Source organism: Alistipes onderdonkii (assembly GCF_025145285.1).
Classification (GTDB): Bacteria; Bacteroidota; Bacteroidia; order Bacteroidales; family Rikenellaceae; genus Alistipes; species Alistipes onderdonkii.
Window position 1 is genome coordinate 2343416 of record NZ_CP102251.1, and the last position, 17618, is coordinate 2361033.

Genomic DNA, 17618 nt, shown 5'->3' on the forward strand with positions numbered 1-17618 from the left:
GGCGGTCGGGTCGGTGATTGTCAATTACCAGTTGGGGTTTTGCGGAATGTTGGCCCGCTGCAACTCTTCGGTCGGGATCGGGAAGAGGTAGTGCTTCTCGAGGAATACGCGGTCCTCCTTCCAGAAGCGTTCCATGCGGTAGGTTTTGCCGGATATCGATATCTTGCCGTTGGGGTCTTCCACGGGGCGCATGCCGCAGATGCGGTGCTGCGTCTTGGGGTAGGCGCCGTATTTGTCGAAATACAACTGTGCCTTCTGGTCGTTCGTCCCCTGGATCGAACTCCACTGGGCATCCTTGGCCAGTTCTTCGGGGCTGGTCGGTTCGAGGTAGAACCGCGTCGAGAAGAAGCGGCTCTTTTCGTGGTAGAGCTCTACGCGGCGTTCGCGCAGGATGTAGTCGAGTAGCAACTCCTTGTTGGTCTGCGCGGCCGGCGGGATGGGGGCCATGAACGAACGGGCACGCAGCTCGTTCATCAGGTTGTAGACCTCGGGGGTGGCGCCCTTCGAGCGGGTGACCGCTTCGGCATAGACCAGGTAGATCGTCGCCAGGCGGATCAGCGGCGCATCGAAGTTCCAGTTGCCCGACATGCCCTTGGTGTAATAGCCGTCGAAATATTTGCGGGTGAAGTAGCCCGTCGACGTGGAGTTGGCGGCGTTGATGGCGTCGGCACCGGTGGCCGTGTTGATCCACTTGCCCTTGAACATGGATCCGTGGTAGATGATGTCGCGGTAGAAACGCGGGTCGCGGTTGACATAGGGGTTGCCGTCGTCATAGGCCTTGGCCATGTCCTCCTCGGAGATCAGGCTGCCGTAGAGCGCCTTGTGGTTCTGCTTGAGCGCATAGATCGGATAACCGTAGCCGTCGGGGCCGATCACCTCGTATTCGTCCACCTGATCCTGTACGGGAACCTCGCGTGCCTGTCCCTGCGCCGAAGGCGGGTACATGTCGTTGTGGTAACCCACGGTTTTGCAGTGGAGGTGGAAGAAGATCCATTCGGCTTTCTTGGCGTCGTTCATCGTGCGGTGGAACAGCTCCCACAGGCGGCTGTAAACCGCGCCGTTGCTCTGATCCGTGCCGCCCGAGTCGGTCGTCTGGCTTTTGGGCGAACCCTGGTAGAGCGAGTAGCGTTTCTGTCCCTCGGCCTCGAAATCCATCACGGCCTTGGCGGCCGCGGCTGCGGCGTCCCAACGCGCGGGGTCGTACGACTGGTAGACCGACGCATAGTTGCGGGTGTCGCCTTTGAGCGTCGACCCGTTGTAGAGCGGCGTGGCTGCGATCCAGAGCGCCATGGCCTTCAGCGCCAGGCAGGCGCCTTTCTCCACGCGGCCGAACTGATCCATCAGGTTCTGCGCCGAGACGCGGGCATAGGCCTCGTCGCAGTCGCGACAGATCTTCTCGACGATCGTATGGATGTTCTCGCGTTCGAACGGCGGCAGTGCGTTGGGGTTTACCGTATAGTCGACGTAGGGGCATTCGCCGTAGCTTTTCAGTACGCAGTAGTGCAGGTAGGCGCGGATGAAGAGCACCTCGCCGATACGCTGCGAGAGCGTGCCGGGGCGTGCCTCGGAATCCGGGGTGTTGTACTTCTCGATACCTTCGAGGATGACGTTGGCGCAGCGGATGTCTTCGTAGAGTTTGGGCCAGAAGGTGTGGCAGGCACCCGCATTGGTCGTGGCGTTGCACGAGGTGTAGAGCTGGGAACCCGGTTCCCAGTCGCCGTCGTTGAACTTGTTGGACCATCCGTTCTCGGCCGAAGAGCCTTCGCATTCGTCCGTGAGCGCAGAGTCGCTGAAGAAACGGATGTGCACGAGCGGCTGGTCGGCGGCGCGGGCGTAGAAGTAGAGCCGGTTAATCAGGCTTTCAGTCTCGTTGAAACGCGAGAATATGTCCTGATCCGTTTTGTCGCCCTGCGGGGTCTTGTCGAGGAAATCCTCGCAGGAAGCCATCAGCGTGACTGCAAAGCAGCTACAGAGCAGATATAAGATTTTTTTCATTGTCATTGGTTTTTGTTGGGTTAGAATGTCATGTTAAGGCCGATGTTGATGACACGCTGTACGGGGAACCAGCTGCCGTCGCCGTTCTTGATCTCGGGATCCATGTCGACGTCGCCCAGGTTGTCGAACGTGAGCAGGTTCTGTCCCTGCACGTAGATGCGGACGTTCTGGATGCCGGCTTTCGAAGTCCAGGCTTTGGGCAGCGTGTAACCGATCTCGACGTTTTTCAGGCGGATGTACGAAGCGTCGTAGAGGAAGAGGCTCGAATACTGCTGTTTATTGTTGTTGTGGATGCCGTAGTGCAGAGCGGGGTATTTCGCCGTAGCTGCCGTTTCGGGCGTCCAGCGGTCGAGGTGCATCCGGCGCACCTTGCCGATACGCGACTGGTCGTAGAGCGGGAAATCCCATACGGCCGGGCCGCTCAGCTGTACGGAGCAGAGTGCCGAGCCCTGCCACAGCATGCTGAAGTCGAAGCCCTTGTAGGAGAGTCCCAGCGGAATACCGAACTGGATCTCGGGCGTACGGGGGTTGCCGATGGCGGCACGGTCGTAGTTGTTGACCACGCCGTCGCCGTTGAGGTCTTTGTAGACCACGTCGCCCGGCTGTACGGGGCCCCAGATGGCGAATCCGCTGCCGCCGTTCATCGCGTTCAGGCGGTCGGCCTCGCCCTGGTCGGCCACGAAGTGGTCGAAGATGTAGCAGAAATTCTCATCGAGGCGTTTGCCGGTCTGGTAACGCCACGGGCAGTCACGGCCGTTGTTGTCGATGTAGGAGATTTCGTTGCAGTATTTTATCTTGTTGCGTGCGAACGTGAAGTTCGGGCGGATGTAGTAGCGGAAATGCTGCCCGATATGACCGTTCCAGCCGATTTCGAATTCGACGCCGTGGTTGTCGACGATACCCGAGTTGACGATCGGGGCGACCTGCCCGACGATGTAGGGGAACCCGACCTTGTCATCCCCCGAGAGCGAAGTGAGGATGTCGTAGCGGTGCTCCTTGAAGATATCGAGCGTGAAGGTCAGCCGCTGGTTGAAGAACTGGGCGTCGATACCGAAGTTGAACTTGCGGGCCTTCTCCCACGTCAGGTTCGGATTGGCGAACACGCCCTCGACCAGGTAGCTGGTATAGCCGGCCTCGGTCTCGCCGAAATAGGTGGTCATGCCGTCCGACGACTTGTAGTATTGCAGGTAGGAGAAACGGTTGCCCGAAAGCTGGTCGTTACCCACCAGACCGTACGATGCGCGCAGCTTGAGGTGGTCGAGCCACTTTACGTCCCTCATGAATCGCTCCTGCGTGATGACCCAGCCGACGGCGCCTGCCGGGAATACGCCGTAGCGCTTGCCGCGGGCGAAGTTCTCCGAGCCGTTGTAACCGATGTTGAACTCGAAGAGGTACTTGTTCCGGTAGTCGTAGGTCGCGCGGCCTGAAAATCCCATGTAGCGATAGGGAACCTGGTTGCTGATGACCTTGTTCTGCAGGTAGAAGAGCAGCATGCCCGACACGTTGTGGTCGCCGAATTTGCGGGCGTAGTCCAGGCGCGCCTGGAAACGCGACGTCCCTTCGGGCGAGCCGTGGCTGATGCTGTTGCTTTGCGCATCGTCCGTGGTTCGCTGGTTGGCGGTTACATAGGTGCCGTTCTTGATCCAGTAGTCGGCGTTGTTCTTCCACTCGTCGATACTGTATTCGGTGGGGAGCATCCACGTCGAATAGCCCGGGTAGGTCAGGTTGCCCGTGCTGTGGGTCGGCACGCTGTTGTTGATGGTGTGCTGGTTGTAGGTGTCGTAGGAGAACTGCGCGGCGACGCTCAGGCCCTTGGTGATGAAGTCCAGGTCGTGGCTCAGTTTGAACGATCCCTGCAGGTAGCGGCGCGTACGTTTGCTGAAGCCGGTGCGGTTGAGCTGCCCGAGCATATTGTAACGGTAGTCGTTGTCGGCATAGAGCAGGTAGCCGCCGTTCTCCTCGAAATCGGCCTGGTTGACGTCGTTGTGGTTGTTGGGCAGGATGATCGGCAGGTAGGGGGGCTGCGTGTTGGCCAGCGAGATGATGTTGGCCGCCGTGGCGCCCGGGTAGTTGTATTCCGTGACGCGGGCGCCCAGGTCGACCGAGATCTTCAGCCGCTTGGTGGCGTCGACATCGACGTTGGCGCGGAAGTTATAGCGCAGGAACTTGTTGACGTTGTCGGAGTTCGAATGCTTGTAGTTGCCGCCCTGGTTGTAGTAGCTGCCGAGGATGAAATAACGGGCGCGGTCGGTGCCGCCTCGTACCGAAAGGCTGTAATCCTGGAGGATCGACGGTTTGAATGCGTAGTCGAAGTAATCCCAGTTGTAGCCCAGGCCGTCGGAGTTGTCGCCCTTGGCGCGGCGGAAATTGCTGATCGTCTCCTGGGAGAAGAGCGATGCCGAGCCGGGATCCAGCGAGGGGTTGTCGTTGAGCATCGCCTCGTTGTAGAGGGTCGCATAGTCTGCCGAACCCAGGTAGTCGGGGTAACGGATGGGTTCGCTGACACCGACCGACGCCTTGAAATCGACGGTCGGTTTTTCGCCTTTTCGGCCGCGCTTGGTCGTGACGATGATCACGCCGTTGGCGCCGCGGATACCGTAGGGTGCCGTCGCCGAAGCATCCTTGAGGATCGTGAAGGTCTCGATCTCGTCCGGGGAGAGGTAGCTCATGTCGCGCTCGATACCGTCGACGATCATGATCACGTCCGACTTGCCGTAGGTCGATTTACCGCGAATGTTGAGCTGTGCGGCGTCGTTACCCGGTTCGCCGCCGTTGAACTGGTTGACCAGCAGGCCCGGCATGCGCCCGGCCAGCGCATTGTTGATGTTGGCCGTGGGGGACTGCTTGAGGTCTTTGGTGGTGATCGTCGAGATCGAACCGGTGATGGTCTCCTTCTTCTGTACGTTGTAACCTACCACCACGACCTCTTCGAGCGCCTTGCTGTCCTCGACCATCGTGATGTCGATCCTCGTGCGGTTGTTTACGTTTATCTCCTGCGGGGCATAGCCGATGTAGGAGACCATCAGCGTCGCTTCGGCGTAGGGAACCGTGATCGTATAGCTGCCGTCGGAGTTCGATACGCTGCCCGAGGAGGTGCCTTTGACGACGATGGTCACGCCGATCAGCGGGCTTCCCGCGTCATCCTTGATGATACCCGAGACCTTCAGCTGCGAGGAACGCGCCTGGGTGTCCGGGGCGGCTGCCGTCCTGTCCGGAGAGGCCGTGGCGGCCCCTCCCAGACAAAACAGACACAATATCAGTGTTATAATATGATATTTATTCATAACCGTATTGTATTCTTATTGGGTTTTACTCTCTTGTCGTGATTCTGATTGTCGTTTCCGCCGAATTGGTTTTGGAAGCCTCGTCGCATACGGTCTTCTTATCTTCGACACCCTTTTCCCAGGTTTTCTGGAAGACATAGACCGCTCCGACGCTGGTCGCCTGGTAGAGCGTCGCATCGATGGTGCACTTGCAGGTGCAGTTCGTGATCGTGGTGACCTTGTCGTTTTCTATGGCGACGATGCCGGCCACGATCGGGCGCCATTTGTCGGTTTTGTGGTTGGCCACTGCCGTAATGTCGCCGTAGTTCTCGCAACCGTCGAAAACGGCATTGTCGTCTCCGGATACGGCGATACCCGCGATGTCGCGCTCGACGGCCGCCGTGAGGTTGCCGCGGTTGATGCAGTTTTTCAACGTGAAGGCTCCGGCGACCTTGCCGGCGATGCCGCCCATGTAGAAGAGGTCGTAGTCGGCCATCGTGGGGCTGGTCATGTTACCTGTGTTGATGCAGTTTTCGATCAGGGCCGGCGACGCCACCTTTTCGGCAATGCCGATCAGACCGCCGACCGATGCCGTCGACGCCGCGATGTCGGCCTCGTTGCGGCAGTTGGTCATCCTGAGCGTATAACCCAGGCCTGCGTCCGATCCGACGCAGCCTACGATACCGCCCGTGCGGCGATATTTCGTGCCGTTGGAGTTGTTGAACGTGATCTTGCCCTTGTTGACACAATTGTCGAACACGCCGTAGCCGGTGGCCAGGATACCGCCCAGCGAGTGGAACTGGTGCCCCGGATCGGCGAAGGTGACGGTGAAGGTGCCTTCGTTGGTGCAGTTGCTGAACGTCCAGTTCGATTTCTCGGCATGGCCGAACAATCCTCCGTATTGGCCGGTGTCGACGGCGCCCGGGAAGTCGAAGCTGAAATTGCCTTTGTTCGTGCAGTTCACGAGCGACCCTTCCGTTTTGTCCGCGGTGCCGGCGACGATGCCGCCGATGAACTCCGTCCGGGCTGTCCCCGTGATGATGAATTCGCCCGTATTGTGGCAATCGGTGTAGACCGAACCGACGTTGGCCAGGCCGATCAGCCCGCCGAGATAACCTGCCGTGGCAACGGTTTTCGCCCCGGAGAAGGACAGTGTGGCCTTGTTGGTGACTTTCGTCAGTGCCGCGCCGTTGTTATAGACGGCCAGCGTGCCGGCTACTACCGGGGTGGCTTGCGATACGGACATGCTGCCCGCCAGCGAGAGGTTCTTTATTTCGGCCGTTGCGTCGAGCGTGTGGAACAGGCCGAGTTCCTTCGAGTCCTGATCCGCCAGCTTGACGGTGATCGTATTGTTCAGGCCGTCGAAAGTCCCTTTGAACGGATTGGCGGCCGAACCTACGAAGCTGGTTTGGGTAAGGGTGCTCAGGTCGATGTCGCTGACAAGGACGATCCTGCCGCCGTTGGTGTAGGCGTCGAGCGGCGCCCCTTCGGTCACCGCGTTGCCGAAGGCTACGAACTCTTCGGGGGTCGAGATGCCCTTCCAGCTCAGGCGGACGCTGAACGATGCCGTGAGCTCTTCCGCCGAAACGGCTGCGAACTCTATCGTGCCCGCACCGGTGCAGTCCGCGCCGTCGGCCGGAGCCGTGACTTTGAGCACCGAATTTTCGATGTCGAGTGCGATGTCCCAGCCTTTGAGTGCCGTGATGTCGCACGTGGCTACGTTGGTGACGGTGCAGGGGATGTCGCGCTGCTCGCCGAAGGCGAATTTGTAATCGGCCTCGGCAAAGGAGATGATCGGCAACTTGGTTGAGAGTTCGACGGGGATCGACGCACCCTCGCCGGCCGTCCCGCGGACGCTCAGCGGCGTAACCTTGACGCTGCCTTCCATGGCCGGGTCGGCCTCCTCCTGCGTGGGCGCGGTGACGGTCAGCAGGCCCGCATCGACATCGGCCGTGTAAGTCCATCCCTTGGGGACGCTTACGTCGAGCGACGCGGTGTTCTCGCTGGTGAATTCGAATTCCATGCTCTTCCCGTAGGAGAATACATGGGTCTTCGAGATTGTCTCTTCGTCGAATGTGAGCGTGATGTCGTTTTCCAGGGCGGCTACGGCGAGCGTATAGGTCTCCGTGCGGCCGGCCTGAGACTGTATTTCGATGACCACGTCGCCGCTGGCCTTGGCTCCCAGGTCGGAAGCGGCGGGCGCAGTGACCGAACAGCTCCGGGAGCTGGGGATCACGGTGCATTTCCAGCCCGTGGGCGGGGTGGCCACTGTATAAGTGACGAATGCACTCTTTAAGGTATAAGTGGCCGTCGTGCCGAACCGCATGCTTTGGAGGCCCTCGATCAGGTTGCCCTCCGCGTCATAGAGTTCGAATACGATCGCACCGTCTTCTGCCTCTACATCCTCGATGCCGCAGGAGCTGGACAGCAATAGCGGTGCGGCAAAAAGCATGTAAATAAGAAAATGAAGAGATTTTCTCATAAATGAAAGTTTTAGGGTTGAATATTTGGATGAATGAATGGTTCGTAGTCGTAAAAGTCCGGGGTCGCAGTCTTTACTTTGTCATAGGCATGTCCGTATTTTAAAGGTTGGTGAAAAGATATTGAATGAAAGACAAATGAAGATCAAAGAGAAATATATTCGATTTCCTATCGTGCTCTTTTGTGTTTATTTCAGAGAAAATGCCGCTTTGTTGTTTGTAAAAGTATGCTTTTGGGAAATGTGTGTCAACAGCATCAAAATGAAATATGAATGCGTATTTCAACCAATATTCTGGTAAATAGCATGTTATTTCCGTAGGCCGGGTGTTATTATATGAATTCCGTATGAATTGCCGGCGCGGGATTTCCGGCTGTCAGACGATCTCCATGATCCGGCGTTCGAATTCGGCGGGCGGGCATTTTGCCGCGTTCCGCAGCCGGTTGCGGTAGGTGTAGACCGTATTTATGGAGATATGCAGGAACTGGGCGATTTCGCTGTTGCCCGTGATGCCCAGCCGGATCACGGCCAGCAGCCGGAATTCGGTGTTGAGGCCGGACGTTTTCATTTGCTCCCCGTCCCGCAGCAGGGCATTGGCCTTTTCCACGAAGTCGGGATAAAGCGAAAGGAATACCCGGTCGAATTCGTGGAAGAACGATTTGTATTCCTGCTCGATGGGCGTAGGCGAGCGCAACTCACGCAAAAGGCGCTCCTGCCCGTACGAGAGCGCAGTCTTGTAGAGGTGTGTGCGGTGACGTTCTAATTTGTTGATGTAGAACGTGCTGCGTTGCATGTAGTAACGCAGGTATTTGTCTTTGATGGTATTGGCCTGGGAGAGTTCCCGGGTGGCTGTTTCGTGGCGGAGGCTGCTTGCGGCGAGCTGTTCGCTGAGTTCGTGCAGCCGGGCGTCGGTTTGCGCATGCTGCGCACGCAACCGTTTGATTTGGTGTTTTTGCCTGAGGGCGAGCGAGATGGCCGCCAGTAGGAGGAATGCGCCCGTTGCGATGGCCGGCAGTGCGGCCTTGCTTTTCCGCGGGCTTCGGGCTTGCGTGATCCCCGCTGTTGCCGGCGCGGGGTCAGCGTTGTTTTTGCCGGCTTCGCCGCCGCGCGAAGCCGACAGGACTATTCGTTCCGGCAGTATGTTGCCGGCTCCCGAAATTAAAAGAGGGAAATCCCCCCCCCACGCATTGTGCGGACGATAAAGTCATTTGTCGGGACGCAGCAGCAGATCAGCAGGCCGGTAAGCAGAAGGAAATTACGGTTCATATCTGGTCGAGGGTTAGGTTGTCGTAATACAAATATACATTTTAAAATCGGGACTGCCGGGATTTTGTCCGGGCGGTTGCGATTTTAATGCGTTTTCAGTCCGCCGGGCATTGCAGGAATTCGCCGGTGGCGTCGCCGTAATCCCCGGCCCGGGTTATCCGGTTCTGGGTGTAGGTGTTGCCGAAGGGGGCGGTCGCACGGACGACTACCTTGGCGTCGGGGTTTTTCAGTTTGTAGCTGAACAGGTGGTGGCACGGTGCGCTCGCGCTCTTCTTCGGGAAACTTTTTACCCCGGTGTGGTATCCCCTGATCCAGAGATCGCCGATGGAAGGATCCATTTTCTCCATTTCGCCGGAAAGTTCCCCGTCCTCGAATACCTCGATTTTCCATTTGCCGCCCATGCCCGCGAAAAATACGTTGGCAAGTATGACGTCGCTGCCCATCCCGTAGGTATAAGAGGCTCGTTCGCTGCCGAAAATGTCGTCCCCGCGGTAGAGCCGGAGCTGGTAGTCGCGGCTGTGCCCCGTACCTTTGAAATAGGCGTCGGTTATCTCCGTTCCCGAGACCGTCATGACCGAATAGCCGTTCGGGACGCCGTCCCCGGCGCAATGCGACCGCCAGAAATAACCGCAGGCCGCACCCATGATATATTCCGACGTGCCGTATTCCGTTTCCATGTAGGGTTGGAAGAAATGGGTATGGCCGCATGCGGTCACTGTGTTCTCATAGGGGGCTATCAGCGAAAAAACGGCGTCGTGGTTCCTGTGCGAGGTGTGGTCGCGCTCGGGGATGTGGTAATACAGGAAGATCATTTTGTCCTTGCCGACGAAGGCGAGATCCTGCCTGAGCCACTGCAGCTGGATGTCCGAGAACCCGGCATGGTATTTCGCGCCTTTTTTCTGCTCCTCGAAAGAGTCTACGTTGTCCATGCACACGAAATGCACGTCGCCGACATTGAACGAATACCAACGCGGCCCCAGTGCCTTGGAGAAGGTTTCGCCGGAGTAATCCATGGCATCCTTGTCGTGGTTGCCTGCCGTTGCGTAATAGGGCACCCCGAGCGTTCCCATTACCCGCTTGTGTTTCAGGTGGCTCTGCCCATCACCCCGGCCCACGACATCGCCCAGCGCGATGGCTACCGCGTAGGTGCCGGCCTGGCCGAGCGTGCGTTTCATGTCGGCGATCGTCTCCCGTTCATAGCGGACGATCTGCTGGTCGCTGTCGGATTGCGGGTCGCCGACCAGCAACAGGGTGAAGTTTTGTTGGGACTGCGGTACGGTGCGTAACCTGAAATCGGCGCGGAGTTTCCCCGGTTTTCCGGCTGCAGGCTCGATCGGGACGTAAAAATCGGGGTAGCTCCCGAATCCCTGCTGGCCTGTCGTCTCGTATCCGGCCGGGACTGAGATGAACAGGTGCGTGGCCGAAGGGTCGCACCTGAGCGTGTACCGTCCTTTTTTGTCGGTTGCGACACAATTGCGGCCGTCGCTTACGACGACCCCGGACACCGGGGTTCCGGTTTCGTCGGTCACTTTGCCTGAGGCCGTCGCGGAGCAGGTTTGGCCGGAGATTCCGGCGGCGGTGTCCTGGGCGGCAGCGGGTGTGCCGTAGCCGGTTTGCAGGGCGAACAGCAGGGCGAACAGGATGGATAATCTCCCGCGGCGGAGGTAGGCTGAAAGAGTCCGGAATTTCTTTTCCATCGTATTTTAGCTTTAAAGTTATGGCAAATATATAAGTTTTATTTTAATACAGGTATTAAAAAGAGATTAAAAGGAAATTTATTTTTGATTATTTGTTGTGTTTATGTTGCTATTTGTCTTGCCTTTTATTACTTTTGTCCGCAACGTAGTCGAAGTCCGGTCAACTTCCATCTTCTTTTCATCACTAAATTTTTAAGCAAGCAAATATGAAAACCATGCGATTTATCGGAATCGTCCTCGCTTTGTTTTCGGCGGGAAGCCCGCCGGCTGCGCAGGCGCAGGATTCCGGAAAGAAATACAAGGTCTATATGGTCTCCAATTCCCATCTCGACACGCAGTGGCGGTGGGACGTGAAAGCCACGATCGACGATTACCTATATAATACGGCCGTGCAGAATCTGGCGCTGCTCGAAAAATATCCGCATTACGTGTTCAATTTCGAAGGCGCCGTCAAGTACGAATGGATCAAGGAGTACTATCCGCACCTCTTCGAGCGCATCCGAAAATTCGTAGCCGACGGGCGATGGAACATTTCGGGGGCTTCGTTCGAGGCCAACGACCCGAACATGCCGTCGTCGGAGTCGTTTATCCGCAACATCCTGCTTGCACAGGAGTTTTATAAAAAGGAGTTCGGCATCAAGTCGAAGGATATGTTCCTGCCCGACTGTTTCGGATTCAGCCAGGTCATGCCGACGCTGGGACACCACTGCGGCCTGATCGGTTTCTCGACGCAGAAATTGTCGTGGCGCACCGAGCCGCTTGTCGGCGACTCCAAAACCCCGTTTCCGATCGGGCTCTGGGAAGGGGTCGACGGCGCCCGCATCATGGTGGCGCTCGAGCCGGGACGCTATTCGTGGAACGAGTTTCCCGAAGGGGATCTGAGCGCCAACGAGGAATTGGCCGAAAGTGCCCGGAAGTCGCCTTTCGGCATCGCTTACCGGTACTATGGCAACAAACTGGCGAACGGAGCCGGAGACCACGGCGGCTCGGCCCTGCCCCGCAGCATCCAGCTGCTCGAGGAGGGGATTACGAACGGCAAGGGGCCCGTGCAGCTTGTCAGCGCCACGTCCTCGCAGCTCTACGAGGATTATATGCCCTACGGGAACCATCCGGAACTTCCGGTGTTCGTCGGGGAGATGCCCCTCGACGTCCACGCTCCGGGCTGTTATACCTCCCAGGCCGAGATGAAGCGTTACAACCGCCGTAACGAACAGTTGGCCGATGCCGCCGAGCGTTCGGCCGTGATCGCCGACTGGATGGGAGCCGTACCTTATCCGAAAGAGGCGCTTAACGATGCTTGGAAGCGTTTTCTCTGGCACCAGTTCCACGACGACCTTACGGGAACCAGCATTTGGGAGGCTTATACCTATTCCTGGAACGACGAATTCCTGGCGCAGGGACAATTCTGCGATGTGATCCTCGCCTCGGCCGGGGCTGCGGCATCCGTAATGGACACCCGCGCGAAGGGAAGTCCGGTACTGGTTTATAACCCCGCCGCTTATTCGCGCAGGAGCCTTGTCGAGGCGACGGTCGACCTGCCTGCGGAGGCCGAAGGGGTGGCCGTTTATGCGCCGGACGGGAAGGCCGTTCCTGCGCAGATCGTTGCCCGCGACGGTGCCAGGGCGACCGTGCTGTTTGCCGCCGCGATGGAACCCGTAAGCTATGCGGTATACGACGTGAGGGCCGGCAAGGCCGGCAAGGGCAAGGTGCTCAGGGCCTCGGGCAATACGCTCGAGAACCGGGTCTATAAGGTGACGCTCGATGCGAACGGCGACATCGCCTCGGTCATTGACAAGCGCAACGGCCGCGACCTGGTCGAAAAAGGCAAGGCCTTCCGCCTTGCGGTGCTGACCCCCAATATGTCGAACCGCTATCCGGCATGGGAGATCCACAAGGCGACGCTCGACCAGACACCCGAACCCGTGGATACGGATGTCCGGATCAGCGTGGCGGAGTGCGGCGCCGCACGGGCCTCCCTGAAAGTAGAACGGCGGTACGGCGATTCCCGGCTGGTGCAGTATATCCGCCTGACCGACGGCGGGGACGACGAGCGTATCGACATCGTGGCCGACATCGACTGGAAGACGCCCGACGCCCTGCTCAAGGCCGAATTCCCGATGTCCGTTTCCGCCGAGGAGGCCGTCTACGACATCGGCATCGGCAACCAGCGCCGTCCCACCAACCACCAGCGGGCGCACGAAACATTCGCCCATCATTGGGCAGACCTCTCGGACGGGGACTATGGCATCGCCGTTCTGAACGATTCGAAATACGGCTGGGACAAACCCGCCGACAATACCCTGCGCCTGAGTCTGCTGCATACGCCTTCGACCGAGAAACGCTATGCCGACCAACGGGATCTGGATTTCGGACGCCATACGATGACTTACTCGCTCGTCGGGCACGATGGCGACCATAACCGCGCCGGGGTGGTGGAGAAAGGCGAGCTGCTCAATCAGCCGCTCCTCAGCTTCACGACGCCGAAGCATCCCGGGAAGCTGGGACGCAGGTTCTCTTTTGTCGCGGCTTCGACCCCGCAGATCGCCGTCAAGGCGCTTAAGAAGGCCGAGGACGGCAGCGGTTATATCGTCCGTGTATTCGAGACGACGGGCAGGGAGGTGCGCGGCGCCGAGCTGGCTTTCCCCGTGCGGATCGTTTCGGCCGAGGAGGTGAACGGAATCGAGGAACCTGTCGGGGAAGCACGATTCGAAGGCAACCGGCTGCTCGTCGATGCCGGGCATTTTGCTCCCAAGACCTATAAGGTCACGTTGGCGGAGGCTCCCGTGGCCGCCCCTGCGATCGAGAATGCCTTTGTGGATTTTCCTGTAAATCAGAACTCCATTTCGAGCGACCCGTTCAAGTCCGTCGCCAAGGTGGATAAGGAGTGCAACTCCTATGCTGCCGAGCTCATGCCCGAAGTGATCGTCCATGGCGGCATCGAATACCGCCGCGGCGAACCCGACGTGAAAAACGTGCTGAACTGCAGGGAGTCCGTCACGGTCGATTTGCCGCAGGGCGATTATAACAAGGTCTACATCCTCGCATCGTCGTCCAGGGGCGACCGCAAAGCCGTCTTCGACATCGACGGCCGCAAGTACGAGGCTGTCGTGCCCTATTACTCGGGCTTCCGCGCCCAGTGGGCCTGGGCCGACAAGACCAAGTCGTTCGTCAAGGATGGGACGATCGCCCATATCGGGAACCACCGGCACAAGATGAACGGCCGGAACGATGCCTATACCTTCACGTACCTTTACAGGCTCGGGTTCGATATCGCCCCCGGAGCCGGAAAACTGACATTGCCCGAGGATGCCGACATCAATATTTTCGCCATCACGGTCTCCGGGAACCGGATCGACGGGACGCGGTGGGCCTGCGAGCCGCGTGCCCTGCCCGTGATTGAATAACGGAAAGACAGTCTATATGCGATAAGCCCGCTCCGGAACATCCGGAACGGGCTTATTCTCTATCCCTTTTTCAGTAGTCACGCGATCCGTAGCCGAGGATGCGCTATAGGGTGACGGCCCTCTGAAATGCAGGCCGGGCGTCATTGCGGACGCGGGGCATTTACCGCCCGAAAAATTTTGCGATCCGGGTGGTCGCGGCAGCACCCAGGCGGAACCGTCCCCGGATATTTTCGCTTTGGGGCTGCCGGGCGGGGTTGTGCAGCCATTCGTGGAAGTCGACGTATATGCCTTTATTGATCATGAATTCGAAAGCTGCGTTCTTCAGCCTTTTTTCTTCGTTGTAACCGGACTGGATGTTGGCGATCAGGTCTTCGAACGCGGCAAAATTGTACGGGTTGGAAACTGGGATTTCGGCTGTGTAATGTTGCTTTTTCATAACTTTTATCTTTTTTATAATTGAAGTTTTGTTTCATCAATTCTAAACGACCCAAAGTATTCGGAATCGGCTCCCTGACAGCGTGTGTATGCACTGCAATTTTGCCGGCTTGTCCGGCGGGAAAATGGTCGGTATATGTTGCGTCGAAAATAATCGGTACAGCCTGTTTTCGAATCCGGCTGTATTGCCGACAGGGGTGTTCACTGCCGCGATCGTGTCGGCAAAGGTAGGGACAATATGTTGAAATCCAAGCTTTTTGTGATGTTTTTTTGATGCAAAAAATCGAAAAAAACTTGCATCGGATTTTATTATTATATTAATATAATAATACCCTTGCCGGAAGGGGTAAGAATCCGGAGCGATTTTTCATGTCTTTTCGCTTGTTCCGTTATCGGATTAATAATGTTCTGAATTGCATCCTGGTGGAAATGGCTTTATTATTGGAGCGGAAGCCCGGTGCGGAGAATTCGGGACATACGAAATTTTTTCGCCCGATCGGCGGGAAGCCGCCTTAATTTTATACATTTGCAAAATCATGTCTCCTGCATTGCGGATAAAACTTTTTTTCGCCCTTGCGGCGTTGTGCCTCGCCTCTGCGGTAAGGGCGCAGGACGGCGCCTATGCCGTCAGCGGCCGGGTGATCGACCGCCTGACGCGCCGGCCGGTCGCCTATGCCGCCGTAGTGCCCGTCGGACAGGAACAACGCGGCGCATCGACCGATTCGCTGGGACGCTTCCGCCTCGAGCGGGTGCGGGCGGGTATTTTCCGCCTCTCGGCCTCGTCCGTGGGGTACAAGACCGTCGTCACGCCCGAATACCTCGTTTCGGCCGCCACGCCGTTCATCGAAATCGAAATGGAGGAGGATGCCACGCAGCTCGAAGCCGTGACGGTCGTGCCTTCGCCGTTCCGCGCCACGGCCGAAAGCCCCGTCGGGTTGCAGGTCATCGGGGTGCGGGAGATCGAGAAGAGCCCCGGCGCCAACCGTGACGTGTCGCGTATCGTACGTTCGTACCCCGGCGTGTCGTTCTCGCCCGTGGGCTATCGCAACGATCTGATCGTACGCGGCGGCGGCCCGTCGGAAAACAAGTTCTATCTGGACGGCATCGAAATCCCCAATATCAACCACTTTGCCACGCAGGGCGCCACGGGCGGCCCCGTGAGCATCCTCAATGCCGATCTGATCCGCGAGATCAATTTCTACACCGGGGCTTTCCCGGCCGACCGTTCCGGGGCGCTGAGTTCGGTGCTGGACATCCAACTGCGGGACGGGAACCCCGAAAAACAGACTTTCAAGGCGACACTCGGGGCTTCGGAGGTGTCGCTGAGCGGGAGCGGCCATATCGGCGAGAAAACATCCTACCTCTTCTCGCTGCGCCAGTCTTACCTGCAACTGCTGTTCAAGATGATCGGCCTGCCTTTCCTGCCGAACTACATCGACGGGCAGCTGAAGGTCAAGACGCGCCTTTCGGAGCACGACGAGCTGACGGTATTGGGGCTGGCGGGCTTCGACAACATGAAACTCAACCTCGACGAGGAGGGCGAAGACGCCGAGTACCTGCTGAGTTACCTGCCCCGTATCCGCCAGGAGACCTTCACCGTCGGGGCCTCATGGCGCCACTATGCGGGCCGCCATGTGCAGACCGTGTCGCTCGGGCACACTTATCTGAATAACCGCAACCTCAAATACCGCGGTAACGACGACTCGTCGGAGGACAACCTGACGCTGCGGCTGCGCTCCGTGGAGCAGAAGACCACGCTCCGCGCCGAAAACCGCAGCTATCTGGGGCGCTGGACGGTGCGCGAAGGCGCCGAGCTGAGCTATTCGGGCTATACGAACCGTACCGAGCAACGGCTTTTCACCGATGAGGCGGCGCTCTCGGACTATCGTACCCGGCTGGGGATCGTGGGCTGGGGCCTGTTTGCCGGCGCGGATTATGCCTCGGCGGACAAGCGCTTCACGGCATCGGTCGGCGTGCGTGCCGACGGGGCCGACTATTCCGCGCGCATGGCGAGGTTCTGGCGTCAGCTTTCACCCCGGGCGTCGGTCTCATACCAGCTCGGCAAAGGGTGGTCGCTGAGCGGAAGCGCCGGGCTTTATTACCAGTTGCCGCCCTATACGGCCCTGGGATTCAAACAGGACGGGGTGCTGGTGAACGAGGCGTTGGACTACCTGCGTGTGGGAATGTTCAGCGTCGGAGGCGGATGGCGCCTGCGCGACCGTCTGGTCGTCTCGGTCGAGGGGTTCTACAAGAAATACGGGAATATCCCGCTTTCCGTCTCGGACGGCATCCCGCTCTCGTGCAAAGGCGACGACTATGGCGTGGTCGGCAACGAAGCGCTGCGCCCGACGGCCGTCGGGCGGTCGTATGGCATCGAGGCGATGGCACGCTGGCAGATACCCGGGAGGGTCAACCTCGTCGGTTCGGTGACCCTGTTCCGCAGCGAGTACCGTGCCGATGCCGCATCGGAGTATATCGTATCGGCCTGGGACAGCCGTTTCGTGGCGAACCTCAGCGGTATGTACGACCTGCCGCGCAACTGGAGCGTCGGGGCGCGCCTGAGCGCCGTGGGCGGGACGCCCTATACGCCCTACGATGTCGAAAAATCGTCGCTGGTTGAGGCCTGGGACGCCCAGGGACGCCCGTACTATGACTATGGGCGTTACAACGACGGGCGGCTCGACGCCTTCGCGCAGGTAGACCTGCGTATCGACAAGACCTTCTATTTCCGCCGCTGTATGCTCGGCTTTTACATCGACCTGCAGAACGTAACGGGCAGCAAACTCCGCCGTCCCGACGTGCTGATGTCGACGGGCGTGGTGGAGAATCCCGGAGCCCCGGCGGCGGAACAGCGTTACCGCATGAAGTATATCGGGCAGCAGAGCGGGTCGCTTATCCCTACGCTGGGTGTCACCGTCGAGTTTTAGAGGGTACGGTGTCGCGTCCGGGGGATATCCCGGGATAAGGGCGCGGTATCCGGGGTGGCGGAGTCGGGATTCCGGCATGCCGCAGCGGGAGGCAGGAATGTGTCGGGAGGAAAATACGGAACCGCAGGGGTAGGCATCTCCGACCCCTGCGG

8 protein-coding genes are annotated in these 17618 nt (G+C 58.7%); 2 read left to right on the forward strand and 6 right to left on the reverse strand.

Annotated features, from left to right (window positions below):
* Positions 1-24: 24 nt before the first annotated feature.
* From NQ559_RS09545 to NQ559_RS09565, 5 genes are all read right to left on the reverse strand, one after another.
* Positions 25-1995 carry a RagB/SusD family nutrient uptake outer membrane protein gene (locus NQ559_RS09545; protein WP_018694705.1) on the reverse strand — a complete coding sequence of 657 codons (1971 nt, stop codon included), beginning with the start codon at positions 1993-1995 and terminating at the stop codon, positions 25-27.
* A gap of 20 nt (positions 1996-2015) precedes the next feature.
* Complete coding sequence (locus NQ559_RS09550; RefSeq protein WP_244061886.1) at positions 2016-5279, reverse strand: SusC/RagA family TonB-linked outer membrane protein; 3264 nt, start codon at positions 5277-5279, stop codon at positions 2016-2018.
* Between the two features lie 25 nt (positions 5280-5304).
* Positions 5305-7740: a hypothetical protein gene (locus NQ559_RS09555; protein WP_154653984.1), complete on the reverse strand. Its 2436-nt coding sequence runs from the start codon at positions 7738-7740 to the stop codon at positions 5305-5307.
* Between the two features lie 373 nt (positions 7741-8113).
* The gene (locus NQ559_RS09560) at positions 8114-8671 is read right to left on the reverse strand and encodes a DUF6377 domain-containing protein (protein ID WP_018694709.1); all 558 of its coding nucleotides are present in this window, start codon (positions 8669-8671) and stop codon (positions 8114-8116) included.
* Between the two features lie 427 nt (positions 8672-9098).
* Positions 9099-10700, reverse strand: a complete 1602-nt coding sequence (locus tag NQ559_RS09565) for a calcineurin-like phosphoesterase C-terminal domain-containing protein (protein ID WP_018694710.1) — start codon at positions 10698-10700, stop codon at positions 9099-9101.
* A 215-nt stretch (positions 10701-10915) separates the two neighbouring features.
* Between NQ559_RS09565 and NQ559_RS09570 the strand changes: the two genes are divergently transcribed.
* Positions 10916-14104 (forward strand): alpha-mannosidase, encoded by a 3189-nt coding sequence (locus NQ559_RS09570; RefSeq protein WP_244061883.1) that lies wholly within the window; start codon positions 10916-10918, stop codon positions 14102-14104.
* Positions 14105-14264: 160 nt separating this feature from the next.
* On the opposite strand, the gene NQ559_RS09575 is transcribed toward NQ559_RS09570, so the two are convergent.
* Positions 14265-14540, reverse strand: coding sequence for a hypothetical protein (locus tag NQ559_RS09575; RefSeq protein ID WP_018694712.1), 276 nt, complete (start codon positions 14538-14540; stop codon positions 14265-14267).
* Positions 14541-15075: 535 nt separating this feature from the next.
* Here NQ559_RS09575 and NQ559_RS09580 point away from each other — a divergent pair.
* Positions 15076-17466 carry a TonB-dependent receptor gene (locus tag NQ559_RS09580; RefSeq protein WP_033395116.1) on the forward strand — a complete coding sequence of 797 codons (2391 nt, stop codon included), beginning with the start codon at positions 15076-15078 and terminating at the stop codon, positions 17464-17466.
* The last annotated feature ends 152 nt before the right edge of the window (positions 17467-17618 follow it).

Coding starts and splice junctions, on each gene's coding strand:
- NQ559_RS09545 (WP_018694705.1), bottom strand. CDS start 1,995: ATGAAAAAAATCTTATATCTGCTCTGTAGCTGCTTTGCAGTCACGCTG.
- NQ559_RS09550 (WP_244061886.1), bottom strand. CDS start 5,279: ATGAATAAATATCATATTATAACACTGATATTGTGTCTGTTTTGTCTG.
- NQ559_RS09555 (WP_154653984.1), bottom strand. CDS start 7,740: ATGAGAAAATCTCTTCATTTTCTTATTTACATGCTTTTTGCCGCACCG.
- NQ559_RS09565 (WP_018694710.1), bottom strand. CDS start 10,700: ATGGAAAAGAAATTCCGGACTCTTTCAGCCTACCTCCGCCGCGGGAGA.
- NQ559_RS09570 (WP_244061883.1), top strand. CDS start 10,916: ATGCGATTTATCGGAATCGTCCTCGCTTTGTTTTCGGCGGGAAGCCCG.
- NQ559_RS09575 (WP_018694712.1), bottom strand. CDS start 14,540: ATGAAAAAGCAACATTACACAGCCGAAATCCCAGTTTCCAACCCGTAC.
- NQ559_RS09580 (WP_033395116.1), top strand. CDS start 15,076: ATGTCTCCTGCATTGCGGATAAAACTTTTTTTCGCCCTTGCGGCGTTG.